Genomic DNA, 20,655 nt, shown 5'->3' with positions numbered 1-20,655 from the left:
TGCTGTTTATGAAACTTCTGTTTGACCAAAACTTAAGCCGGAAACTGGTAGCTCGACTTGCAGATATTTTCCCTGACTCTAGTCATGTTCAGTTCCACAATCTGACGGAAATAGACGATAGCGAGATTTGGGAGTTTGCAAAGGCTCAAGGCTTTTGTATTTAACGCAGGACGCGGACTTTGCTGAACGAAGCCGTCTTTACGGAGCACCTCCGAAAGTGATTTGGCTGCGATGCGGTAATGCACCGACCAGTAACGTGGAAGCAATTTTTCGGTCTGGAGTTGAAACAATTCAAGAATTTATTGGCAACATCGCATTAGATTGTCTTGAACTTTACTAATGGGAGTTTTTAACCGCAGATATTAGTAGATGAACACAGATGAACGCGGATGGAATTTCATCTGCGTTCATCTGCGGTTAAAAAACTCTAAATTTCAACTCCGGTGCCAGATGGTTGTACCATCTTTTTGATCGATCAGAGTAATTCCCTTATCCTTAAGTTCGTTCCGAATTCTATCGCCCTCAGCAAAATCCCTCGCTTTCCGGGCATCTTTCCGCTGCTGAATCATCGCCTCAATCTCCGCATCACTCAAACCGTCAACAGCATCATTGCTATCACTTTCCGGCTGAACTTCTAAACCCAAAACCCCCGCCAAACTCACCAAAGTTACCCATTTTTGCTGCAACAAATCCGGTGAGGTTTCTGTTTTTCCCTGATGCACTAAAACATTGCCTTCTTTGGCCAATTCCTTAGCCAATTCAAACAAAACCGTCACAGCGCCGGGAGTATTGAAATCATTGTCCATCGCTGATTGGAATTCCTCCACAGCTTTGCTATACTGTCTAGTTTTCTCAACGTCCCAACTCAGTTGAGAACCGTATCGAAGGCCAAACAGCAAACCTTCATTGATGGTATTCCAGCCATTTCGAGCGCTAGCGATCGCCTCTTCGGTAAAATCAATTTGACTGCGGTACTGCGCCATCAACGCAAACAGCCTCACCGCCATCGGTTCCACCGCTTTTGACTTCTCGCTTCCTTCCTTCTTACTCCCCCCTTTACCAAGGGCGGGCTGGGGGGGGTTAGATTCCAAATCACCCGACCAATTCCCCTCCAACAAATCGCGAATTGTAATAAAATTGTGCAAAGATTTCGACATCTTTTTGCCATTGACAGTCACAAAAGCATTGTGCATCCAATAATTAGCAAGTGACTTGCCCGTCGCGGCTTCAGATTGAGCAATTTCGTTTTCATGGTGCGGAAAAGTTAAATCCGAACCGCCGCAGTGAATGTCAATTGTTTCGCCTAAGCAATCGCGCACCATCGCCGAACATTCGATGTGCCATCCGGGGCGACCTTTTCCCCAAGATGAATCCCAAGCAGGTTCACCGGGTTTAGCGCTTTTCCACAGGGCAAAATCCGAGGAATCTTGCTTTTTTTGAGCTTCTATTTCTGCGGTTTCCAATCTACCGCTAGCCCCGGCTTGCATTTCTTCCAACTTGCGGCCGGAAAGTTTTCCGTAATCGGGAAATTGCCTCACCTTGTAGTAAACGTCGCCGCCGGAAGCATAGGCATAACCTTTATTTTCTAATTCGTGAATCAGCCGTTTAATGCCGTCGATTGTATGGGTGGCGCGGGGATATTCATCAGCCTTGAGAATATTCAGCTTGGCCATATCTACGAAATAGGCCTCGATGAAGCGTTCCGCCACGGCTTCCATTGTGGAATTGGTTTCGCGGGCGCGGTTGAGAATTTTGTCGTCAATATCTGTAAAATTCTGCACGTAGCGCACATCGTATCCCCGCCACATCAGATAACGCCGCACCATGTCCCAAACAATGTAAGCGCGCGCATGGCCGACGTGGCAGTAATCGTATACCGTAACGCCGCAGCAGTACATCCGCACCTTTGGGGGTTCGAGGGGTTCAAAAGGTGATTCGCGACGGGTCAAGCTGTTGTAAAGCGTTAGGGGCATGGGATTTGAGATTTGGGATTGATGTACTGCTCTAATTTATTATATTGCGGTTGGTGAATCTTTCGGTGTTACTACCAAACATCTGTTAAATCTAAGACAAATCCCGGTAACACATCTTCCCCTGACAAAGTGTTGGGATTATCTAATATTTCCACATCCTGATTTTGTCTGTGTATTTCGACTTTCTTATTTTTGCGATCGGTTAACCATCCCAAAATGGCTCCATTTGCGATGTATAGCGGTTCTCAAGAAAGTGAAATACACGGGCTAGTTCGATTCCCCATGCTTTTAGACCCGATGCCCAATCCCCAAGAGCACCTCATGTTACTGAGAAAGGCTATATTCCCGCATTTTTTATTGCAATGGTTCCAGGTTGTCCGACTTAGAACGCAATACAGATTCATAAGAAATAGCGACCTTAGAAGGGAAGAGAGAAAGTAGTATGTCAACAGATGCTAGAATATGTCAGCCCCAAAGTTGCCATTTTTTTATCCAAACAGTAACCAAAACGGTTAAAGGGCGATCGCGCACGCTTAACAGTTATTTACAGTTTGTAGGGGGAGTTGACAGTGAAATATAAAGAAAAGAATAGTTTCAAAACAGGAGTCAAATGGCTACTGTGGTCTAGTTTTCTCACTCTAGGCATCGGCGGGGGCTTATTTGTCTACGGGTTATATCAAAATCGACCTCCAGAACCTATAGGAGTGCGCTTGATCCCCGTCAAACTTGGCGATATTGAAGATACGATTAATGAAAGCGGCACTATTGAATTGGCTGGTCAACAAACTCTTAAATCTCCCGTTGATGCTACTGTTGATGAAGTGTTAGTAAAAATCGGGCAAAATATCACATCTGGCCAGAACTTAATCACTCTTCGTAACCCCCAAAAACAAACAATTCTCAGCAAGCAAGAGTTGGTGATTCAAAAAGAAAAACTCACTCTAGAAAGCTTACGCCAAAAACTTGTCGCAGCCCAGGAAACGCTCAGTACCGCCCAAGAGAGAGTTCAAAATTATAAATCCGGGCAAAATAACGATTTATTAGAAATTAAAAAACAGGAAATTGCCTTAGCAAATAATCGCAAAAAAGTTGTTGACGCCGAGGTGGTTTTGGCTGCTGCTGATCTGAAACTTACCGAGCAAAAAGCCTTATTTGAAAGAGGTTATATTTCGAGAAATGACGTGCGATCCCAAGAAGACGAAGTTCGCAATGCTAAAGTCAGTTTACGAAACGCACAGTCTCAAATCAACACCGATATGCTCGAACTCAAAAGTCGGCAAATTCAGCGACAAGATAAAGAGCAAGAACTTCAGCAACAAGTGAGCGCTGCTCAGTCAGGAGTGCGACAAGCTCAGTTAGATGTTGCTACAAATAGCCCCAATCTCCAAAGCTCTCTGCTTGAGTACCGAGAAAAAGAACAGGAATTAAAAAACAATGTGGTGACTGCATCTATTGATGGCAAGGTACTTAATATTCAAGTTAAAAATGGCGACGGGGTGCTGCGAGGAACAGAGCTTTTGACATTAGGCGACCCTTCACAAGAACTGGTAAAACTACAGCTTTCTACGCTCAATGCTGCTAAAGTTAGACCCAATCAGTCCGTTCGCATCAGCATTATTGGTCCCAATTCTAATCAGTTTTCAGGAAGAGTAGAAAGCTTGTATATTCTTGCTCAAAGTGGTGATAGTAAAGGAAATGACGGCTCTAATCAAGGCAGTCAACCAACGGTCCCTGCAACAGTAAGACTCGATGCTCCAACCCGGACTTTGATTCCAGGGAGTCAAGTGAATGTGGAGATCATTTTGCAGCAGCGCCAGAAGGTAGTAGTTTTGAATACGGAGGCAATTGTGCGATCGGAGTCTAAGCCTTTTGTGTGGATTCGTGACAATCAAGGCAAAGCCCAGAAACGGTCAGTTACATTAGGTTTAGAAGGGTTAACTCAGGTGGAAGTAACTTCCGGTTTGCGGTCAGGTGACAGTGTTGTGATACCCCCTCCTGAACCTTCCTTAAAGCCAGGAACTCCTATTCAGGAAGAAAAAACAACTAAAAAGAAAGAAAAAACAGAGGGTGACGATATCGAATAAAAATTAAAGAGTAGGATAAAATTAGCTAATTTTATTAATGTCCGAAATCTTAATTTTTGATTTTTAATTACTTATGAGCCTTTCTCCTATTGACCTACTCCGCCTAACTTGCCTGTCCCTAAGTGGCAATCTTTTGCGTTCTGTCCTAACTACAGTTGGAGTTTTTATGGGTGTAGCTGCGGTCAGCGCAACGCTGCAAGTTGGCAACATTAGCCGCGCCGTGATTGCCAAGCAATTAGCTGAGAGAGAAGCCCCTCAAGTGCGAATCTTTATGTGGGGTGACACAAGCTTGAAATTAGAAGATATGGAATTTTTGCGGCAAAGGCTGAAAGGAATTCGGGCGATTAGCGCCGAAAATTGGTTTGGCTTTAATGACAATAAAGTTATATTTCAGGCGCAAAAAGCGCAACCTAATATGGTCGCGGTTTCTCAAGATAATTTATTGACATCGGGGCGGCGATTAATGACGGGGCGTTTTTTTTCCCCTAGTGATTTTGCTGACTATCGACCCGTAGTAGTAATCGATGAATGGCTGGGATCGCTACTTTTTACAGGTGACATGGAACCTGTAGGTCAGCGCATTTATGTTGACCGCAGACCTTATATTGTGATCGGCGTGATGGAGAGTAAGCAAGATTCTTCGGAAAAACCAACAGGTGAAATGTTGGTGTCGATGTCGGTTTACAAGGCTATAACAGGGAGCCAGAGAATTAACTCAATTTCGGTGCGCCCTTACAATCTCAAAGATATTAAAGGGATGGAAAAGCAGGCCAAAAAGGTTTTGAAGCAGCGCTTTCCCCAGGCAGAAATTTATGTTAGCAACAATGTTAAGAAAATTTTGGAGCAGCAGGAAACTCTGGATCTCTCTTCGCGGGGACTATTGGCGGTGGGGGTAATTTCGCTGCTGGTGGGAGGTATCGGTATTGCTAATATTACGATCGCGGCGGTGATGGAACGTACCCCCGAAATTGGTTTGAGACGTGCGATCGGGGCTACTCAGAGAGATATAATGTTGCAGTTTATTCTAGAAGCAGTAATTCTGAGTTTAGCGGGGGGAATTGCTGCTATTGTGACGGTACACGGGTTAACGGTGGTGGTAGCTGATGTTTTTAAGTTGCCTTATAAATTTGACAGCAACACAGCAGCTTTGGCTCTAGGATCGGCATTAGCGGTGGGTGTAGGAGCGGGATTTTTCCCGGCTCTGCGAGCTAGTCAACTCGATCCTGTTAAAGCGCTGCGTCAAGGGTAGTCATCCCGTAGGAAATCGCCATAAAATTACTTGCAGGAATAACTGAGTTAGCATGACTGAGCAACCGCACGAAGATTATCTCCCAAATAGCGATTCCCCTGCTCGGTACGATATTCCTTGGATATTTCGTTTTAGCCTCGTTATGCTTGCAACCTGTGGGCTATTGACGATAGTTGCTGTTGCTTTTAAGTCTAGTTCAACCGTAAAAACTGATGTTAGCTCTAAATCGGCGATCGCGCGCAAAAATTTGCCAGTTACCACTGAAAAATATCTCCCACACATCCAAAATCTACCGCAAAATCAGGCGCTTATTAAACCCCCAAATCAGAGAGAAAAGCTAACTACAAACCAGAGAATACTTATTCCTCAATTTCCCGACGAAAATCCAACAAGTAAAATCAAACACTCACCCATTCCCCATTCCCAATCCCCACTTCCAAATTCCCAAGTATTAACAACTTCTACTCAAAAAAAAACTGTTCAACCAAAATCAATAGTTATTGCTGAAGCTCCACCGAATCCAGAAATAACAGCAGAACCAATACCTAAAAATAGCCAAAATCTAACTATTCGACAGCAATCTATAGCGGATGAATTAGGGGTTGAACTAACACTACCAGAAGTTGTGTTTTTAGGCTTAGAAAACAACAGAGATATCAAAAATAAATATCTAGAACGCATCGCCCAAAAACAAGATTTATCCGTAGCAGAAGGTTTATTTGTCCCTAGTTTTACACCGAAACTGTCCGTTTCATCAATTCGTTGGAGGAATGGGGGAAGAGTCGCCACTACTGGCGAAGTCGATTTATCTGCCCAGGTGAGTGTCAAAATTCCCACAGGAGGAAATATAAGTTTTGTTTGGAGTAGTGAACAAGGACAAGATGCGAATGGTTTTGGCATTAATAGTGAAGGTTCTTTAAGTCAAAATCTAACGTTAAATTTTACCCAACCTCTGTTAAGGGGAGCTGGAGTTGCTGTCAACCGAGCACCAATTGAGATTGCTCGCCTGAGTGAAAAAAGAAATATTCTGAGTTTGAAATCGAAGCTAATTGAGATAATTACTGAAGTAGTTTTAACCTATAGAGAGTTGATCAAGGCTCAGGAACAAGTTAAAATTTCACAAAGTTCTCTGGAAATTGCCCGTCAAGAATTGCAGACTAATCAGGTTTTGATTGAGGCAGGAAGGCTAGCAAAAGTTGATATTTTTACAAGTGAAAAAGCTGTGGCAGATCGGGAAGTGACAGTATTAGCTAGTGAGGAGCAACTGAAGAAGGCAAGATTAGCACTGTTGCAAGTTCTAGACCTCGATCGCAATCTTAATATAATAGCAAGAGAATCTGCTGCTGTACAGACTAACCCTCTGGATTTCGATAATGTTTTACCATTAGCTCTGTCAAATAGTCCTGATTATTTACAAGTACAGCTTGACCGGGAAATCGCTAAATATAACTTGCTCGTAGCGGAAAATAATCGAAAATGGAAATTGGATGTAAATGCAAGTATTAATAATAATGCTACCAATCTTTCAGACAGCAGCTCGGATTTGAGAGCGGGACTGGTTTTGACTCGCGAATTTGGAAATAGAGGAATTGAGCGAGATTTTCAGAATAGTCGTGTTAAGCTATTACAAGCTGAGAATATGTTAAAGGAGTCCAATCAAAAACTGGAAGTTGAGGTCAGAAATGTAATTCGAGATATAAATTTGAATCTTAAGCAAGTAGAACTAGCTCAAAGGTCAAGGGAGTTAGCGCAAAAGCAATTAGAAATAGAGCGAGACAAAAGAACATTGGGAGTGGGAACTTCCCGGAGTATCGATATTGTGACTTTTCAGAAGGATTTAATAGAGGCTAGAAATGCAGAACTTAATGCGAGGATTGCCTATTTTAATGCTTTGACAAATCTTGATAAAATAATAGGTACTACTTTGGAGACTTGGCAGGTGAGGATTGAAAATGAACAATGATGTTAGTTAGTTGTTATCGGATTGAATGAGACTTGTCAGTAATTCCCACCAGCCTCCATCGGATTGGGATCCGTAGAATCAGCCGTCAAGCAGATAGGTACAAGGCTAAACATTTCATTCTTCACAGTAGAAATCTGAAAGTGTTTCTCAAATGTTACAACTGCGTTGTGCCTACTTGAATGGTTAATTTGCAGTCTAATATTTTTGCAAAATCGGGATGCTCCCGCGAAGCCTTCTTGTTAGAAGGATTATATAGAAAGTCTTCCACTTTGTCATATTCGCAAAGACATATCCATTCTAAACGATCGCCCCCACCCTCCAAACCCATCAAAAGCCCCCTATCCCAATATGTCATCAAATCCTGATATTGGCTTCAACACCGATCCCCTAAACCTCGCCAATGTCAAGATTCCCTGACATATTGATCCCCAAAATCACGAAAATGCGTATAAGTACCCAGGATTGAGGCAAAAGACCCCTTGACCCGATCGCAACTTGTCTGCAACATTAAGTCATGACAAAGCGATCCCAAAGAAATGCTTCGATTAAGCAGCACTGGGAGTCGAAATAGCGCGTGTGCTGCCAGCACAGCGTTGCTAGCAGCACCGATCGCACTTACAAAATCGATCTTGTCAATCAAGAATCGACAGATAAAGCTTTATTTAGATCGAACGGTGCGCGCAGAAGCCAATAAGTCGAAACCCCCGATCGCATGGGGGAAAAGACAAGCTAAAAACAAGCAAGGCTTCAAAGGTTGGAGAGATTTGGAAGCTCCATAATATGTGGATTTAAAAGAGTTTCTAACTCAAAAAGTCAACACAATTGTGTTGAAAGAAAAAAATCTAACCCGCCATCCCAAATTAGTGGAGAACGAACTCATGGCAAAAGAACGCCCACCATTAGAAGAGATGACTTTGCGACAACTCCGCAGAGTTGCTAGCGAATGTGGAGTCTCTCGCTACAGCCGGATGCGGAAATCGCAACTCCTGGCATCAATTCAAGAGATTCAGCGCACCAAATTTTCCTACAGCCCATCTCGCAAACTAGAGGCACAAGAAGCAGTGGAAGCAGCAAAGTTTGAACTAGGTCAAGAAGATAGAACAGGCGGTTCTTTGTCGTCTGTAGATGAAGGTTTAGCAGATTTGCCCAACGGCTACGGCGAAAGCCGGGTGGTGTTAATGCCCCGCGACCCAGAATGGGCCTACACTTACTGGGACATTCCCAACGATCGCAAAGAAGAGTTGCGTCGCCAAGGAGGACAGCAACTAGCCCTGCGGATCTACGACGTTACAGATGTTAACCTCGACATTCAAAGCCCGCACAGCATTCAAGAATATCCCTGCGACGAACTGGCGCGGGAATGGTACGTGCCAATCCCCGTGAGCGATCGGGACTACGCGATCGACATCGGCTACCGCTGTGCAGATGGCCGCTGGCTGGTATTAGCTCGATCGGCAGAAGTCCGCGTTCCTCCCGTCTATCCCAGCGACTGGATTGAAGACCAATTCATCACCCTCGACTGGGAAGAAGACTTGCAAGGCAAAACCTTCGCCGAACTGGTTCCTCCGGCCAAGAAACTCGCACAAGCAGCCAATGGCTTCGGTTACAGCACCGAAAACGCTATCTACGAACAAATCTTCGGCATGGCAGAATCTGCCGAATCCCTGCGCGTAGCCGGTTCTATTTTCGGTTCCATGCAGCACGTCGCCGGTTCCGTCCAGCAAGTCGGCATCCACGAACAAGCTCTCAGTTCCTATGTGTTCCCCTCCGGCGTCGGAATGTGGGCGGCTCCCACCATGTCTGGCCTCACCGCGTCGGGTGTCGGTATGTCCGGCCTCACCGCGTCGGGTGTCGGTATGTCCGGCCTCACCATGTCGGGTGTCGGTATGTCCGGCCTCACCATGTCCGGTTTCGGTATGTCCGGTGTCGGTATGTCGGGAGTTGGCTTCGCCGCCCCGATGCGCCCCCGCCAGTTCTGGTTAGTTGCTGATGCCGAACTGATCGTTTACGGCGCCACCGAACCCGACGCTACCGTCTACGTAGGCGGACAGCCGATTAAACTCAATCCGGACGGCACTTTCCGCTTCCAGATGTCCTTCCAAGACGGCTTAATCGACTATCCGATTTTTGCAGTAGCCGCAGATGGCGAACAAAACCGCGCCATCCACTTGAAATTCAACCGCGAAACCCCAGAACGGCGCACCAATACCAAGGAAGATGCTGTTGTAGAATGGTTGGGCTAATCGCTCGCGGTCGATCGAGAAACAGGCAATAGTGCAGGTTTGTGCCAATTTTTTAACCATCACAAGGCATAGCCTCAGCCGATCGTGATTTGTTAAGGTTAATCCCAGACAACAACCCATAACACCCCCTATACACCGTTCTCCTGTTTTGAGGAGCGGTGTTTTTTGTATTTAGAAGGAAGAAGGAAGTTCGGCAGCGGATTCTGTAACGGATGTAACGGATATAACGGAGCCACGGAAGGAGGAAGAAGGAAGAAGGAATAGGGAATAAGCTATTACGCATTTAAATTGGAAATTCGGGACAGGCTAGAAGCCCGTCCCACAAAATTTTTATTGATTTTTGACACACAATTTAAATGTTGAACAGCTTAAGGAAGAAGGAATAGGGAAGAAGTTGCAATCAACCGTTTATGTTTGTGCGATTAAGAACGTCCTAATCATCTTGGCGGTTGCTATATAAAACCCGGTTGCTGGGTGTCAAAAGTGTGTAATACAAAATCCGGCTTTAATACCCCGTTGATTCTTTAGTCTCAAGCGAGAGGGATAAAAATTTGACTCTTGAGCTGTTTCAACCGCCGACTTTTATCAAGTCAGACAATTCTCTCAATATCTATCTGTAGATAGATGTTTACTTAAATCCCATTCTAGCTAGTGAAATAAAAATTTGCACTCTTCACTCAAGCATTATTAAGTAAGCTAAAGTTTACTTAAATTTTTATTGCACAAACTCGCTAAATCCAGCGAAACAAAAGAAAGCGAGTTATGAGAGAAAGAAGGCGATCGCACCGCCATTTCTCAAAAGCAAATGCAAAAAATAAATTCCCCGCAGCAACGAAGCCAGAAGCGTCCCCGTCTTTTAGCCTTATTCGTTGTCACATTAGCCACCGTCTTGCTTTTATTTATTCTGCCGGCACTGACTCAACAGCCAGTCGTGCTCACCATGTTAATGCAAGGTCAAGACCTTGTTAACTGGAAACCCTTTGTCAAAGAATTTGAACAGAAAAACCCCAAGATTCGCATCAACCTCATAGAAGGGCCTTTTGACAGCAACCTCATAGAAAATCTTTACACATCTGCCTTTCTTTTAGGCGAATCGCCCTACGACATCATCAACATGGATATTGTCTGGGTTCCCAAATTTGCAGCCGCAGGTTGGGTAAGGGATTTGACAGACAGAATTCCCCCCGAACAACTATCAAAATTCATCCAAGGTAACGTCGAAGGCGGGCGGTATCGGGGCAAACTTTACCGCATTCCCCATGCTTCCGATGCCGGAATGCTTTATTACCGCAAAGACATTTTAGAACAAGCGAAAATTCCAGCGCCGAAAACCTTTGAAGATATGGTAAAAATCTCTCACAACTTGCAGAAACAGGGAAAAGCAACTTGGGGTTATCTGTGGCAAGGTAAACAATACGAGGGAGTATCTGCGATGTTTGTCGAGGTACTCTCCGGTTTCGGCGGCTTTTGGGCTAACCCTGAAACTTTTGAAGTTGGGTTAGATAAACCGGAGGCAATTAAAGCAGTGGAATTTCTCAAAAATACGATCGCCTCTGGCATTTCTCCTCCGGGTGTCACCACCTACGGAGAAGAAGAAACCCGGCTTTTGTTTCAAAATGGCAAAGCACTGTTTTTACGAAACTGGCCGTATGTTTGGAAGCTGGCAAATGCCGAAGGATCGAATGTTAGAGGCAAAATTGCGATCGAGCCAATGCTCAGCAGTACCGGTAAAACAGGCGGTTCCTGCTTGGGCGGCTGGGGCTGGGGAATTGCCAAAACCTCAAAACATCCAGAACAAGCGTGGAAAGCAATTCAGTATCTTACCAGCGAGGAAACCCAACGCAAATTTATTTTACAAACCGGTTTAGTTCCCAGTTACAAATCCTTATTTACCAACAAAGAAATAGTAGCCAAATATCCCCACTACCCGCAACTGCTAAAAGTAGTGGAACGATCAGCTTTGCGCCCGCCCCTGGCACAATACGCTCAAGCTTCTGATATTTTGCAGCGTTATTTGAGTTCAGCTTTTACCGGGAGAATGAGTGCAGAACAAGCAATGAAAGCAGCAGCTAGCGAAACTCGCAATTTATTAGGCAGTTTGAAACAACCCCAAGCTTCCTAACTTCTAGCTTTCAGATCAATCCCCCCTAGCCCCCCTTAATAAGGGGGAGATTGGAACCTTCAAAGTATTTTTTAAAAAGGGAAGAATTGGAACGTTCAAAGTCCCCCTTATTAAGGGGGATTTAGGGGGATCGAGAGTCGGCTACAAGCGAGAGATACAAAGTCCATCTTATTATTAAGATCAAACGAGAAAAAGGTGAGCAATATGCAATTAGACAAGATGCGACAGCGCGAACAAAAAACCGGATGGATATTAGTAGCACCAGCTTTGATAATTCTGATGCTAGTATTTGCTTACCCAATATTGCGCGCTTTTTGGCTGAGTTTATTCACCCAAAACCTCGGTACAGAATTAAAACTGGTTTTTTCCGGTTTTGCTAATTACAGTCGAATGTTAGGCGACGGGCGTTTCTGGCAAACTTTAGGCAACACCACTGTATTTACTGTCGCCTCTGTTGTGCTGGAATTAATTCTCGGTATGGGCATTGCCTTAGTCTTAAATCAATCCTTCGCAGGGCGCGGCATTGTTCGCACAATCTCTCTGCTACCTTGGGCGCTGCCGACTGCATTGATGGGAGTAGCTTGGGCGTGGATTTTTAACGACCAATACGGCGTAATTAACGACATTTTGAGGCGTTTAGGATTGATTCAAAATAGCATTAGCTGGCTGGGAGATCCGACTTTGGCAATGATGGCAGTGATTACAGCAGATGTGTGGAAAACTACGCCCTTTGTCAGCTTGCTTTTGCTAGCAGGATTGCAGTCAATTCCCGGTGATTTGTACGAAGCACACGCGATTGACGGCGCGAGTAGCTGGCAGAGTTTCCGTCAAGTTACGGTTCCCCTGCTGATGCCCCAAATTGTGATTGCTTTGCTGTTTCGATTTGCCCAATCTTTCGGCATTTTTGACTTGATTCAGGTGATGACGGGAGGGGGGCCGGCGGGGGCAACAGAGACCGTTTCTATCTACATTTACAGCACGGTGATGAGGTATTTAGACTTTGGGTACGGGGCGGCTTTGGTGGTGTGTACTTTTTTGATGTTAGTGGCAGCAGTTGCGCTCGCCGCTTATTTGTTATCGAGAGCCCGCACCAATGCAGCCGGAGGAAACTAAGACGATGTTAAATTGGGGATTTTAGATTTGAGATAACCCACAGTTGCACATTTATTTGATTGGTATAAATTATGTCGATCGCCAGCGAACAACCTAGCAAAAAAAACTTTGACATCCGGCAATTAATCTTGCCAATTTCAGCGATATTAATCGTCGCATATTTTCTCGCACCCATTATCTGGCAAGTGCTAACTTCTTTTAAAGTAAATGCGGATATTTCAGCGATTCCAAACGTCTATATTCCCAAACGAATTACTTTCGAGCATTATCTGTCGCTGTTCCAGCGCCGCCCGTTTGCACTTTACATTTTAAATAGCGCTTTTGTTTCCATTACTTCAACATTACTGTGTTTAGCAGTAGGCGCTCCCGCAGCTTACGCTTTAGCCCGGTTGCGACTGTGGGGGGAGAGAATCATCCTGGCAACTGTGACGATTGTGACGCTATTTCCGGCGGTGCTGCTATTTTTGGGACTGCTGGAAATTGTCAAAGCTTTGGATTTAGGCAATAATTATTTAGCATTAATTATTCCTTACACCGCGATCAATTTGCCACTGACAATTTTGGTGATGCGAAGTTTCTTTCAACAGTTGCCAAAAGATTTGGAAGATGCCGCTAAAGTTGACGGATACAACACTTTTCAAATGCTGTGGCAAATCGTGCTACCGATGACATTTCCTGCGTTAGTCACAACTGGAATTTTGACATTTATTTCAGCTTGGAACGAGTTTATTTTTGCACTAACATTTATGACTCGCGAATCTCTGAAAACTATTCCTGTCGCCACGGCTCAACTCAGCGGGGTGTCAGTATTTGAGATTCCTTACGGCCCGATCGCCGCAGCTACCGTTTTGGGAACTTTGCCCTTGGTTTTGCTGGTTTTAGTATTCCAGCGGCGCATTGTTCAGGGTTTAACTGCGGGGGCGGTAAAAGGATAAATCGATTTTAGATTTTAGATTTTAGATTGAACTGGTTCCTGGGCTGTGCCTGGGAACGAGTCAAACAACACAGTCAACAGTCAACAGTCAACAGTCAACAGTCAACAGTCAACAGTCAACAGTCAACAGTCAACAGTTTAAAATCATGGCAAAATTGCAACTCAAAAACCTCAATAAAACCTACAGCCCTAAAGTAGTTCCCGTAAAAGACATTAGTTTGGATGTTAGCGAAGGGGAATTTCTGACTTTGCTGGGGCCGTCGGGGTGTGGCAAATCTACCACGCTGCGGTTAATTGCAGGGTTGGAACAGCCAACTAGGGGCGAGATTAGAATTGGCGATCGCAATGTCACTTATCTCAGGCCGGGCGATCGTGATATAGCAATGGTTTTTCAAAGTTACGCGCTGTATCCGCACATGACAGTATACGAAAATATGGCATCGAGTCTCAAACTTCGCAAAATCTCCTCCAGCGAAATCAATCGGTTAGTGACGGAAGTTGCAACATCCCTCGGATTGACGGAATTAATCGATCGCAAACCAGGAAAACTATCAGGCGGACAGCGGCAGCGAGTCGCCCTCGGCCGCGCATTAGTGCGCCAACCGGAAGTATTTTTGCTAGACGAACCTTTGAGCAATCTCGACGCATTATTGCGGGAAAAAGTTAGGGCCGAACTCAAACAATTATTTTCCTCCCAAAAAGCTCCTGTAGTGTACGTAACTCACGACCAAACCGAAGCAATGACGCTTTCTACCAAAGTCGCAGTTCTCAACAGCGGCAACGTCCAGCAACTAGACCCGCCACACTTAATTTATACTCGTCCGGCAAATCAGTTTGTAGCTGGTTTTGTGGGCAGCCCGCAAATGAATTTGCTCGTGCTTAAATGCCAGGGAAATTTTGCGATGTTGGGCGATTTTCGAGTTCGACTCCCAGATATGCCAACTGTGCCACCAGAAATTGTGTTGGGAATTCGCCCGGAACACGTCGGCTTTGCAGATGCAGAGGCCGGCAAGATGTCTGCCCCAGAGGCAATTAAAGGTGAGGTTTTTTTAGTGGAAAACTTGGGAATGCAAAATTTAGTTAGCGTCCGAGTTAAAGGTTTGGACTCAGTAACGGTGCGGGCTTTGTTGCCAAATGACCGCCACTGGAATTCCGAAATTGTAGAGCTGGTTTTTCCGCCTCAGTTGCTGCACTGGTTTGACGTGAAAACGGGCGATCGCTTGCAATAAGAATTTGCCCTGCAGAGCATGCTTGATTAAAAATTGTCTAACCATGTGTATAAAAATATGTTTTTTGCTTCTAACTAAGTTATGACTTTAGTTAGAGGTAGAAATATTTGGCGGCTGTTAACGTGATATTCATGTGTGAAAAAGCTAATTGGCTGACACATAGGTGGCGTATTTACCAGATTTTATCGCTAACCTATAACTCTATTTAGGTGGTTAATCACAAGTTAAAGCTAAGTTGGCTTTACCTCGCATTAGCTGCTGATTTTGGAGCGAGTCAATTAGATGAAAGAACGTTGAAAGTTATCACCAATTAACTTAGGGAGTATTACTGAAATGAATTTGATTTCCACAGCCATTGCTCGCATCAGTTCCCTGCTTAAGGGTTTTCAAATCAAGAGTTTTTTGAGTGTTGTCCTAGTCGGTTTTTTGCTCCTAACAACAAATGTTGATTCGGGAAGCAGTAACAAAGGTTTTGGCGCGCAAGCTAGCTCAAAATCCGAGCTCAACAATTCTGAAAGACCCCAAACAACGCGGGAATGGAGGCAAGAAGCTCGCGAAACATCAGACTCTCCCGGCGAACGAGCCCAGAAGATTGGCCAAGAGGCAGGAGCAGCCGTGAAAGAAATGGGGGAGATGTATCAAGACACTGCTAAGAGAAGTATCCGCGAATTAAAGGATTAGTAGCTCCACCTAAAAAAATATAACACTTTGAGAAACCTGATTGCTTTCGGGGCGCAGCCAAGAGTGCTCGCCCTTCCGGGTTTCTGAACACCTGAAAAGTTTGACGTTTAAATAAGTTGAGCTACTTAATACGGCAGACGGAATCAAGTAGGCGAGCATAAACAAACTAGAACAGATGCTCAAAAACCCGGTTTCTCAGGTGAAACCGGGTTTTTGAGTTGAAAATTTTTTATCTTGTTAAATTAAATAAAATTCGGGTTAAAAAACCGTTGATCAGACTCGGTGGTTAAAACTGAGATATTGCAGGATTCTCAATCAGCATTTCAAGGACACGCTAGAAAAAATGGCCCACAATATAGAATTTGTGCGTAATTCCTGATGAATAAATATATTAACAGTCTTTGCTTGACAGGCCTGCTGTTCATCCTGCCTGTTTGTCATGCGACAATTGCCCGCGCTCAACTTCCCGAAACTTCGGAGACTAATGCCAAGCAAACAAATCTCCTCAAAGATGAACTGTATTTTGGCTTAACAAAACCGGGATGCGAGACAATTGATGAATCAGAATAGCAGGAGTTTGTCAAGGCAGTTATTACCCCTCGCTTTCGAGAATGGCTAACCGTATTAGACGGCTCCGGGCAGTTTCTCAACAGCTCTGGAATTCTGATTAGAGATAAACTCTAAAATAAATAGTTATTTTAATTTATGAAAGTAGTCCGGCAAAGAATCAAGCTATTCATTAAATTATCGAAACTTACAAGTACACTTCCCAGCAGGAGTCAGTGTTGCAGGCCACCAGCGAAGTTAAGGTCTCTTTCTGATTCGGTCATCCAATCAGCATATTTATGATATTATTCGTGGTAATCAAGGTCATATCCTCAAAGATAAGTAGGGTGCGGGTGCAAGAAAAATCATAATTTGTGGGTATCGATCGCAGACTGCAAAAAATCGCTAGACAAACCTGCCCGGGAGAAAACAAAAACATGATGAACGACGGCAACCAAAAAGCTGAAGCGCCTGAAACCGAGGATGCACAAAATTTGTCCGGCATGGCGAAAGCTTTTCTTGTGAGCGTGGCTTGGTCTTACGCAGAGGCATTGGATCGCATGAAACGATCGCGAAATCCACAGGAACCCGCGCCGGAATCTCCGACAGAACAAGTCGAACCCGATCCTGAAAAAAATTAATGAAAGACTATTAATGCGCTCGATTTGCCAAACTATCTGGGGGTGCAATCGAACGCAATAGTCAATTAGCTGTTTTGAGTTAAGAACAATCTACTCAGAACAGCGAACTGTGCAGCTTAAGCCGGATTTGTATTGGATTTTACAACAATAAAAAAAACTGAAAGCTCCGTGACCAAAAATTTTTTGATGGTACCCGCCACGTGATTTATCCGTGGAATCAATCCAAAATCTAAGATCTAAAATTCTTAAGCACCAGAATTTATCCGTGGGGTCGCCTCCAAAATCTAAAATCTAAAATCTAAAATCGAATGACCCTTCAACAAGCTCAGGAAAAGCTTTAGTCCAGGGATGACAACGGCGTTGCAGGTGCGAACCTCAACTTATATCTATGCCTAAAAGAAATTTAAACTAAACAAAGTACGGTTTTACCGCTACAGTGTACAAAACAAATAACCAATTTTTAGATCGGTCTCATGTCTAATTCAAAAATGATTGGTAAAGCGATCGCAGGTAGCCTTTGCTTGGGCATCCTCATTAGCTTCAACGCCTCACTCGGCCCAGCATCCGCAGCAACACCAACAATTGCCCAAGAAACAGCAGCCCCGGCCGCTAGCACCCTCGACCAGCAACTCCTAGGCCAATGGCAAGGCACAGTCCCCTCCGGTCAGTCTTTCACCTTCGTCTTTGCCCCAGAAGGCAAATTGTTTCTCATGGCTAAAGGCCCCGACGGAGCCGCCCGCGCCAAAGAAATGAGGTACAAAGTTAATCAGGGTGAAAAACCGATGCACATTGATGTGGGCCTCAGCAGCACAGAAACCGTTGAAACTGTTTTTGAATTGACTCCCGAAGGTCAAATGCGCCTTCAGTTGCAAGGCACCAATCCCGGACAGGCCAGACCTAATTCCTTAAACGAGCAGGCAACCGTCTTTAAAAAGGTCTCCGAGGCCACTGCACTGCCTGCTGACACTCAAGTCATTGGTTTTTGAGGAAAATTGCAGGCAGAAAGCACTCCAGTAGTTCTGAGTTTTGAGTTTTAAGTTATAAACCATTTAAAATTCAAAACTCACCCACAGCGAAGCGTTGCCAGGAATGTTAGCTTTCGCCATCTGTTATGCAAAGCAACCTTAAAATTTTCCCACTGACATCTGCCTTCCACAGGCCCTGCTACAATCCACTTAGTCTCCCTTTAATTTTTGCCATAGACCTCCATGAGTGAAACCGTCCTAGAAGTTCGCAACCTGCGGGTTCAATTTCAATCTGCGGACGCAGGCGATGCGTCTGCAACCGTCAAAGCGGTTGACGGCATTTCGTTTGAGGTCAAGCGAGGGCAAACTCTGGGCATCGTGGGAGAGTCTGGATCGGGAAAATCGGTAACATCCCTTGCTGTTATGGGTTTGCTGTCGAGTTCGTCAACGAAAATCGACGGCGAAATTTGGTTTTATTCGACAAAAGACGGCGCTAGCAATGGGCCTGTGAATCTGCTGGAAATGCCGGACAGGGAAAAACAAACATACCGCGGCAGCCAGATTGCGACGATTTTTCAAGAGCCGATGAGTTCGCTAAATCCTGTTTATACGATCGGATTTCAACTCACAGAAGCCATTTGTTTGCACCAACAGGTGTCGCAGACAGAAGCGCGGCGCCAAGCTGCTTCTCTGCTGCAAGAGGTGAAGCTGCTACCGGGCGACGATGAGCTCAGGCAGCGGTGTTTGGCTTTGCGGCAAGAGCACTCCCGGACTGCTGCGGGGAATCAAGCAGTTATGGAGGACGATCGCGATTTGATGCAGCTCGTCAACGGCCAAAAACAAGCTATGCTCGATCGCTATCCCCACGAACTCTCAGGCGGCCAAATCCAGCGCGTGATGATTGCAATGGCCATTTCTTGCAATCCAACTTTATTAATTGCTGATGAACCTACCACGGCTTTGGACGTAACCGTGCAGGCAACAATCTTAGCTTTGCTGCGGGAGTTGCGGGACTCTAGAGGCATGGCAATGATTTTTATTACCCACGATTTGGGCGTCATTGCTGAAATTGGCGATACGGTGGCGGTGATGTACCGAGGCAAGATTGTTGAGTGCGGTGCGATCGAACAAATTTTCAGCAATCCCCAACATCCTTACACAAAAGGTTTATTAGCTTGCCGCCCAACTCTCGATCGGCAACTGCGCCGCTTGCCGACAGTTTCCGATTTTATGGATGTCACCACAAATGCTAGCGGCGAATTAGTAATTGTCGAGAAAAATGCCGATTTAGATGGTGACAACAGCGGGGGAAATTCCGCTTTTGCAACAGGAAAACCGCCTCGGTTGCCGCATATTTCTGGCCCTTTACTGGCTGTTAATAACTTGCGCGTCGGTTTTCCGGTGCAGGGAATGTTTGGCGAAACTCAACGCTTGTTTATGGCGGTAAACGATATTTCTTTTGAGGTTTACCCGGGCGAGACTTTGGGTTTGGTGGGCGAGTCTGGCTGCGGAAAATCAACTTTGGCGAGAGCTTTGCTGCAATTAATTCCGATCGCCAGCGGTAAAGTGTTTTTTGAAGGTCAAGAAATTACGCCTCCTGCGAAAAGTAGTTCAGCATCGCAGTGGATGGCTAATTATCGTATGCAAAAAGAGTACGATCGCAAATTGCGGTGGCTGAGGCGCGATTTGCAAATTATTTTTCAAGATCCTTTTAGTTCTCTCGATCCGCGCCTAAATGTTGGGGATGCGGTGATGGAACCGATGGTGATTCACCGTTTTGGTAAGAATCAGAAAGAACAGCGCGATCGCGCGGCTTATTTGTTGGAGAGAGTGGGTTTAAATCCCGATTTTATGCGGCGCTACCCTCACGAGTTTTCTGGCGGACAGCGGCAGCGAATTTGTATTGCTAGAGCTTTGGCTTTGAATCCTAAGTTTATTATTTGCGATGAGTCGGTTTCGGCATTAGATGTGTCGGTGCAGGCGCAAGTTTTAAATTTGCTGAAGGAGTTGCAAACAGAGTTTGGACTGACTTATATTTTTATTTCTCACGATTTGAGCGTGGTCAAGTTTATGAGCGATCGCGCGATCGTCATGAACAAAGGTAAAATCGAGGAAATTGGCACTGCCGAGCGCATTTACCGCCAACCGCAGCAAGCTTACACGCGGCAACTCATAGCTTCTATTCCAGCAGGGAATTTGGAGCGAATTCGGCAACAGCAACTAGGTCGCCAAGCTGCTTGGCCCCCATCGCCTGCAAATGAATCAGAACAAAATTGATATTTAGTGTTTTAAACTCGTATCAATTACCAATTACTAATTAGCCATGACGCGCGAACATATCGGGCTACGAAAAACTGCTACGAAGTTTTTTTTCATTTTATCTTCCCAAATTAGCAGTTTATCTTGATTTTAACTTCATGATTTCTGGTAAAATTCTACCTGCTTGAACTTGACTAACATTCCGGGTTGTTCAAGCCACAGCTAGGGAACTCCACGCAGTATTTTCCTACATCAAACCCTGTTATTTCTAGATGCAAAAAGTGGGGTATAACAGCCTACTCTAACACAGTAAATAGCTTCAGACGCCGCCTACATAATTAGGTTATACACCCAGGAGTGCGAGTTTCTGCGTCCAGGACTAGCTAAATTAGGCCAAATGTCCAATGACTAACAACAATATGTCGCGTAGTATTATAAGTAAACTCTCTCTAGGAGTCGGAAAAATTAGAAAATGGGTACCCAGGCTAAAAAGAGATTGGTTGCTACTTCCGTAAATACACTTAATTATCGCCTCGTATTGCGTAAATTTACGTAATTATCTAATACTAGAGCTCGCCCAATAGGAAATATTTATAATATTTAAACATCTTTATTGTAATTTTTAAATCACCACAACTCAAAGTAACTCTAGA

General features: G+C 44.8%; 16 protein-coding genes and 2 pseudogenes. 15 read left to right on the top strand and 3 right to left on the bottom strand.

The genetic code is table 11. The features are described from left to right. Positions 1-8: 8 nt before the first annotated feature. A pseudogene (locus tag QT979_RS29025) lies at positions 9-340 on the top strand (DUF5615 family PIN-like protein). Between the two features lie 94 nt (positions 341-434). Here the strand turns inward: QT979_RS29025 and cysS are convergent. Together cysS and QT979_RS10245 are read right to left on the bottom strand one after the other, a co-directional pair. After that, positions 435-1,973 (bottom strand): cysteine--tRNA ligase, encoded by a 1,539-nt coding sequence (gene cysS / locus QT979_RS10250; RefSeq protein ID WP_333309623.1) that lies wholly within the window; start codon positions 1,971-1,973, stop codon positions 435-437. A 71-nt stretch (positions 1,974-2,044) separates the two neighbouring features. Then, positions 2,045-2,209, bottom strand: a pseudogene (locus QT979_RS10245) (Uma2 family endonuclease); the annotation flags it as partial. A 333-nt stretch (positions 2,210-2,542) separates the two neighbouring features. On the opposite strand from QT979_RS10245, the gene QT979_RS10240 reads away from it, so the two are divergent. From QT979_RS10240 to QT979_RS10230, 3 genes are all read left to right on the top strand, one after another. Beyond that, a complete protein-coding gene (locus tag QT979_RS10240) occupies positions 2,543-4,057 on the top strand; it encodes an efflux RND transporter periplasmic adaptor subunit (RefSeq protein WP_333309621.1) in 1,515 nt (504 codons plus the stop codon). 73 nt (positions 4,058-4,130) lie between these two features. Further along, on the top strand, positions 4,131-5,306 hold the full coding sequence (locus tag QT979_RS10235; protein ID WP_333309618.1) for an ABC transporter permease: 1,176 nt from the start codon (positions 4,131-4,133) through the stop codon (positions 5,304-5,306). Positions 5,307-5,358: 52 nt separating this feature from the next. Beyond that, a complete protein-coding gene (locus QT979_RS10230) occupies positions 5,359-7,269 on the top strand; it encodes a TolC family protein (protein ID WP_333309615.1) in 1,911 nt (636 codons plus the stop codon). Positions 7,270-7,423: 154 nt separating this feature from the next. Here QT979_RS10230 and QT979_RS10225 read toward each other — a convergent pair whose 3' ends face one another. Further along, positions 7,424-7,624, bottom strand: a complete 201-nt coding sequence (locus tag QT979_RS10225) for a hypothetical protein (protein ID WP_333214570.1) — start codon at positions 7,622-7,624, stop codon at positions 7,424-7,426. 523 nt (positions 7,625-8,147) lie between these two features. Between QT979_RS10225 and QT979_RS10220 the strand changes: the two genes are divergently transcribed. The 11 genes from QT979_RS10220 to QT979_RS10170 all read left to right on the top strand — a co-directional run bounded on the left by QT979_RS10220 (position 8,148) and on the right by QT979_RS10170 (position 20,020). Then, a complete protein-coding gene (locus QT979_RS10220) occupies positions 8,148-9,512 on the top strand; it encodes a DUF4912 domain-containing protein (protein WP_333214572.1) in 1,365 nt (454 codons plus the stop codon). An 805-nt stretch (positions 9,513-10,317) separates the two neighbouring features. Then, on the top strand, positions 10,318-11,634 hold the full coding sequence (locus QT979_RS10215; RefSeq protein ID WP_333309612.1) for an ABC transporter substrate-binding protein: 1,317 nt from the start codon (positions 10,318-10,320) through the stop codon (positions 11,632-11,634). Positions 11,635-11,838: 204 nt separating this feature from the next. Further along, entirely contained in the window at positions 11,839-12,747 is a 909-nt protein-coding gene (locus QT979_RS10210; RefSeq protein ID WP_333309609.1) for a sugar ABC transporter permease, read from the top strand. A 71-nt stretch (positions 12,748-12,818) separates the two neighbouring features. Then, positions 12,819-13,682, top strand: coding sequence for a carbohydrate ABC transporter permease (locus QT979_RS10205; RefSeq protein WP_333214578.1), 864 nt, complete (start codon positions 12,819-12,821; stop codon positions 13,680-13,682). A 145-nt stretch (positions 13,683-13,827) separates the two neighbouring features. Then, on the top strand, positions 13,828-14,910 hold the full coding sequence (locus QT979_RS10200; RefSeq protein WP_333214580.1) for an ABC transporter ATP-binding protein: 1,083 nt from the start codon (positions 13,828-13,830) through the stop codon (positions 14,908-14,910). 333 nt (positions 14,911-15,243) lie between these two features. After that, the gene (locus tag QT979_RS10195) at positions 15,244-15,591 is read left to right on the top strand and encodes a hypothetical protein (protein ID WP_333214581.1); all 348 of its coding nucleotides are present in this window, start codon (positions 15,244-15,246) and stop codon (positions 15,589-15,591) included. Between the two features lie 378 nt (positions 15,592-15,969). After that, complete coding sequence (locus QT979_RS10190; protein WP_333214583.1) at positions 15,970-16,161, top strand: hypothetical protein; 192 nt, start codon at positions 15,970-15,972, stop codon at positions 16,159-16,161. 21 nt (positions 16,162-16,182) lie between these two features. Further along, a complete protein-coding gene (locus QT979_RS10185; RefSeq protein WP_333214612.1) occupies positions 16,183-16,275 on the top strand; it encodes a hypothetical protein in 93 nt (30 codons plus the stop codon). 299 nt (positions 16,276-16,574) lie between these two features. After that, positions 16,575-16,778: a hypothetical protein gene (locus QT979_RS10180; protein WP_333214584.1), complete on the top strand. Its 204-nt coding sequence runs from the start codon at positions 16,575-16,577 to the stop codon at positions 16,776-16,778. A gap of 473 nt (positions 16,779-17,251) precedes the next feature. Continuing rightward, complete coding sequence (locus QT979_RS10175) at positions 17,252-17,764, top strand: hypothetical protein (protein ID WP_333214586.1); 513 nt, start codon at positions 17,252-17,254, stop codon at positions 17,762-17,764. A 222-nt stretch (positions 17,765-17,986) separates the two neighbouring features. Further along, positions 17,987-20,020, top strand: a complete 2,034-nt coding sequence (locus QT979_RS10170) for an ABC transporter ATP-binding protein (protein WP_333309605.1) — start codon at positions 17,987-17,989, stop codon at positions 20,018-20,020. Positions 20,021-20,655 lie beyond the last annotated feature (635 nt).

This window comes from Microcoleus sp. w2-18bC1 (genome assembly GCF_036700365.1).
Lineage (GTDB): Bacteria > Cyanobacteriota > Cyanobacteriia > Cyanobacteriales > Microcoleaceae > Microcoleus.
The sequence above is the reverse complement of the archived record's forward strand: the minus strand, read 5'-3'. Positions and strand labels throughout refer to the sequence as shown.

Bases quoted from the DNA above. Each gene is read 5' to 3' on its own strand.
- cysS (WP_333309623.1), bottom strand. From the start codon at position 1,973: ATGCCCCTAACGCTTTACAACAGCTTGACCCGTCGCGAATCACCTTTT.
- QT979_RS10235 (WP_333309618.1), top strand. From the start codon at position 4,131: ATGAGCCTTTCTCCTATTGACCTACTCCGCCTAACTTGCCTGTCCCTA.
- QT979_RS10230 (WP_333309615.1), top strand. From the start codon at position 5,359: ATGACTGAGCAACCGCACGAAGATTATCTCCCAAATAGCGATTCCCCT.
- QT979_RS10225 (WP_333214570.1), bottom strand. From the start codon at position 7,624: ATGACATATTGGGATAGGGGGCTTTTGATGGGTTTGGAGGGTGGGGGC.
- QT979_RS10220 (WP_333214572.1), top strand. From the start codon at position 8,148: ATGGCAAAAGAACGCCCACCATTAGAAGAGATGACTTTGCGACAACTC.
- QT979_RS10215 (WP_333309612.1), top strand. From the start codon at position 10,318: ATGCAAAAAATAAATTCCCCGCAGCAACGAAGCCAGAAGCGTCCCCGT.
- QT979_RS10210 (WP_333309609.1), top strand. From the start codon at position 11,839: ATGCAATTAGACAAGATGCGACAGCGCGAACAAAAAACCGGATGGATA.
- QT979_RS10205 (WP_333214578.1), top strand. From the start codon at position 12,819: ATGTCGATCGCCAGCGAACAACCTAGCAAAAAAAACTTTGACATCCGG.
- QT979_RS10200 (WP_333214580.1), top strand. From the start codon at position 13,828: ATGGCAAAATTGCAACTCAAAAACCTCAATAAAACCTACAGCCCTAAA.
- QT979_RS10195 (WP_333214581.1), top strand. From the start codon at position 15,244: ATGAATTTGATTTCCACAGCCATTGCTCGCATCAGTTCCCTGCTTAAG.
- QT979_RS10190 (WP_333214583.1), top strand. From the start codon at position 15,970: ATGAATAAATATATTAACAGTCTTTGCTTGACAGGCCTGCTGTTCATC.
- QT979_RS10180 (WP_333214584.1), top strand. From the start codon at position 16,575: ATGATGAACGACGGCAACCAAAAAGCTGAAGCGCCTGAAACCGAGGAT.
- QT979_RS10175 (WP_333214586.1), top strand. From the start codon at position 17,252: ATGTCTAATTCAAAAATGATTGGTAAAGCGATCGCAGGTAGCCTTTGC.
- QT979_RS10170 (WP_333309605.1), top strand. From the start codon at position 17,987: ATGAGTGAAACCGTCCTAGAAGTTCGCAACCTGCGGGTTCAATTTCAA.